Below are 3168 nucleotides of genomic sequence, written 5' to 3' on the forward strand. Positions count from 1 at the left end.
ATGACGACCACGTCGTAGTCGTAGGTCTCGCCCAGCTCGGCGAGGAAGGTGACGTTGCCCGCCGCCCGGTGTCCGAACCGGAAGTTGGGACCTTCGACGACGCTGCGCGCGTGCAGCTTGTCGACCAGCACCTTCACCACGAACTCGGCGGGTGACAGCTGGGAGAAGTCGGCGGTGAAGGGCAGCACCAGCACCGCGTCCACGCCGAGCTCGGCCATGAGTTCGGCACGGCGGGGGTGCGGCGCGAGCAGCGGGGGGTGGCTGCCGGGGCGTACGACCTCGCTCGGGTGCGGGTCAAAGGTGACGACGACCGCGGGTACGCCCAGTTCACGGGCGCGTGCCACCGTCCTGCCGATGATCAGCTGGTGCCCACGGTGCACCCCGTCATACGAGCCGATGGTGACGACGCTGCGTCCCCAGCCCTCGGGGATGTCCTCCAAGCCACGCCAGCGCTGCACGTCCCGCTCCTCGCCGATGCCGATGTTTCGCCGGTCCCAAGGGTGCCATGCCGTTGAGCGGCACCGGCACCGGACCCGGAACAGGACCCGCGCCAGGATCGGTCGAGGACCGGACAGGGCCCGGGCGAGACCCCGGCAGCGAAGCCGCGCTAGGCCCGGTCGGCCAGGGACTCGCATGTGCGGCGGGCGCTGGGGCCCACCACCGCCAGCCAGGCACCGGGCGAGCCATCCGCCCAGGCCCGCAGCAGCCCGGCGAAGCCCGGTACCTCGCGGGACAGCTCGATCATGCGCCGGTCGAAGCAGGCGGCTCCCTCGGGAGTGCGTGCCATCAGCAGGCCGATCCGCCTGACCAGCTCACCCTGTTCCTCCCCGCGGCGCTCCGCCCCCTGCCGCTCCTGCCCCCCTGTTCGGGCCACCGCCTCCACAGCGGCGTCCAGTACGGCCGGCTCGAGCTCTGCCACGAGCAGTATGTCCAGCAGTTCGTCGCGCAGCGGCCCCGCCGGGGCGCCGCCGAGCGCCCGGGCCAGGCTCGCCCGGAGCGTGACGTACTGCGAGCGCAGCAGTGCGCCTGTCAGGGGCCGTAGCGCCGCACGGGCCTCGCGGCCATGGGTGAGTCTGCGGCCCACGAACGCGGCCACCGAGTCCCCGGCGGTCTCGGGCCGCAGCTCGGCGTACTCACGCACCAGAGCCGCGACCCGGATGGCCAGCTCAGGGTCACGGACGTCCGCGAGCGCCGCCAGCACCGCGTGTGCGGCTGTGCCGGGCTCGTGCAGCCGGGCGCGGAAGGCGGCCAGCACCGGCTCGGGCCGGTGGTCGAGCGTCTCGGCGAGCGCACCGGCCAGCTCCGGTGCGCCGGTGGCGGCCAGGTGGGCGAGGGCGGCATCGAGATGTTGATCGCGCCGGTCCTGGTCCCGTACGAGCAGCGCCAGGGCCGTACCGTGAACGGCGGCCTCATCAGGGTGGCGCAGCAGTGCGAGGGCGGCTTGCTGGAGCAGTTCACGGTCCGCGTGCGTACGGGCGTGCCGCCAGGTCCGCACCCCGTAAGCGGCGGCAGCGGCCCGCCGCCCGGCCCGCTCGTCGTGCGCCCAGCGGTCGACGTCACGACAGAGCGCGGCCGGCTCGTCGTGCACGAATTCAGTGAGCAGTTCCTCGGCCCGAGGGTGATCCGTGCCGATCAGCAGGTCGAGGAGGTCGTCCGTGGCTCGCCCGCGATGAGTGTGCAGGAGTGCCTGCGCCGCCGAGGCGACGGTGGGCTGGAGCGCACCGCGCGCGTCGGCCCGTCTGCGCAGCGGCCGTTGGTCGGTGAACCACGCGCACAGCAGCGGCTGCACGGTCCGCGGCTCGGTGGCCAGCAGCTCTCCCACCACATCCAGGTAGCGCTCACCTCCCCGGCCACCGTCCGCCCCGTGCGGTGCGTCGACGGGCAGCAGGAGGCGCAACAGCTCGATCCGGACGGGAGTCGGCAGCGGCAGCCGCCGCCAGAACCATGGCCCGAAATCGCCGCTGTGACCTTCCGCCGTGATGCGCTCGGCGAGTGCGCACAGGACACCGCTGTAGGGACGCGCGTCAGGGAGACCCAGCAGTGTCTCACCGAGCAGGTGCCCGGCCCACCAGGCGACGTCGGGGTCCGCGGCATGCGCACCGCCGGCTTCGACCAGCGGGCGCAGCCGGCGCTCCAGCGCGTTCGGGCCGTCCAGTTGCGCGCACAGCAGCAGCGCCTGCACGACCGGTCCGATCCGGTGCCGGGGCATGGCGGCGGGTGGGAGTGTGGGCGTCGGTGTCGGTGTGGATGTGGGTGTGGGCATCGGCACGGGCACCCTGGCGTCCTGGCCGGCCTGGTGGTGCACCAGGGTGTCCAGCGCCGCGTCCACGTCCAGGTGCCGGCCCTGCAGCCAGTCCGCGAACTCCTCGTCGGCGAAGCGGAATCCCTCTCCGGCCGGGACGAGTACGCCCTCGGCGAGCACCGCCGATGCCAGGCCACCGAACCGGGGGAAGATCTCCTCGAAGGCCTGCCCGTCCAAGGCGCCCTGTCCCGGCCCCAGACACCGTCGCGCCGCCTCGTGCAGCTGCCCCGCGACCCTCGCGGCGAGCCGCCGTACGGTACCTTCGCGTCCGGTCCGCCGCGGCCCTTCGGGCAGCCCGAGAGCGATGCGCAGGCAGGCAAGGTCGAGGTGGGCGGAGAAGATCTCGGCCCGACTGGGGGCCAGGACCTGCCCGTTGACCAGTTCGGCCGGCACACCGGCGCGGTTGCCGGCGGCGGTGTCCGCGTGCGGCCGCCCGGACGGCCCGTAGCCCTGTGCCGCACGGACCTCCGAGAGCATCCGCATCGCCAGCGGATGCCCCGCGTCCGCGGAGCTGAGGGCACCCTCCGGCAGACCGTAAAGGTCGCGGGCGCGCGCGGCCGCTCCCGGCGACAGGTCGCCGAGCCGTACGCAGGGCGGCAGTGTGGTGCCGGTTCCGCCCTGCGCTCCGCCCCCGTAGAGCAGCGCGGGCGGGAAGAACGCCCCCGCCTGCTCCCAGTGTTCGGGCCCGCAGGCGACGATCATCCGGGCGCCGGACGCCCGTAGCCAGCCGGCCGTGCCCGCCGTCCACTGCCGCAGTTCGCGGGCGAGCGCGGGCGGCATCTCCTCGGGCGCGTCCAGGAGCACCAGCAGTGGACGCCGCGCGTCCCGCGCCAGCCGGGCGACGACGTCCGCGCACGGGGCGCCCG

1 protein-coding gene and 1 pseudogene are annotated in these 3168 nt (G+C 74.3%); both read right to left on the reverse strand.

Going from position 1 to position 3168, the window contains the following annotated elements:
- Window positions 1-458 (reverse strand): annotated as a pseudogene (locus ACRDP3_RS16805) (bifunctional riboflavin kinase/FAD synthetase); the annotation flags it as partial.
- A 149-nt stretch (window positions 459-607) separates the two neighbouring features.
- The coding region (locus tag ACRDP3_RS16810; protein ID WP_431517772.1) for a serine protease at window positions 608-3168 on the reverse strand (2561 nt) is incomplete at its 5' end.

This window comes from Streptomyces sp. (assembly GCF_050698815.1).
In the GTDB taxonomy this organism is placed as follows: domain Bacteria; phylum Actinomycetota; class Actinomycetes; order Streptomycetales; family Streptomycetaceae; genus Streptomyces.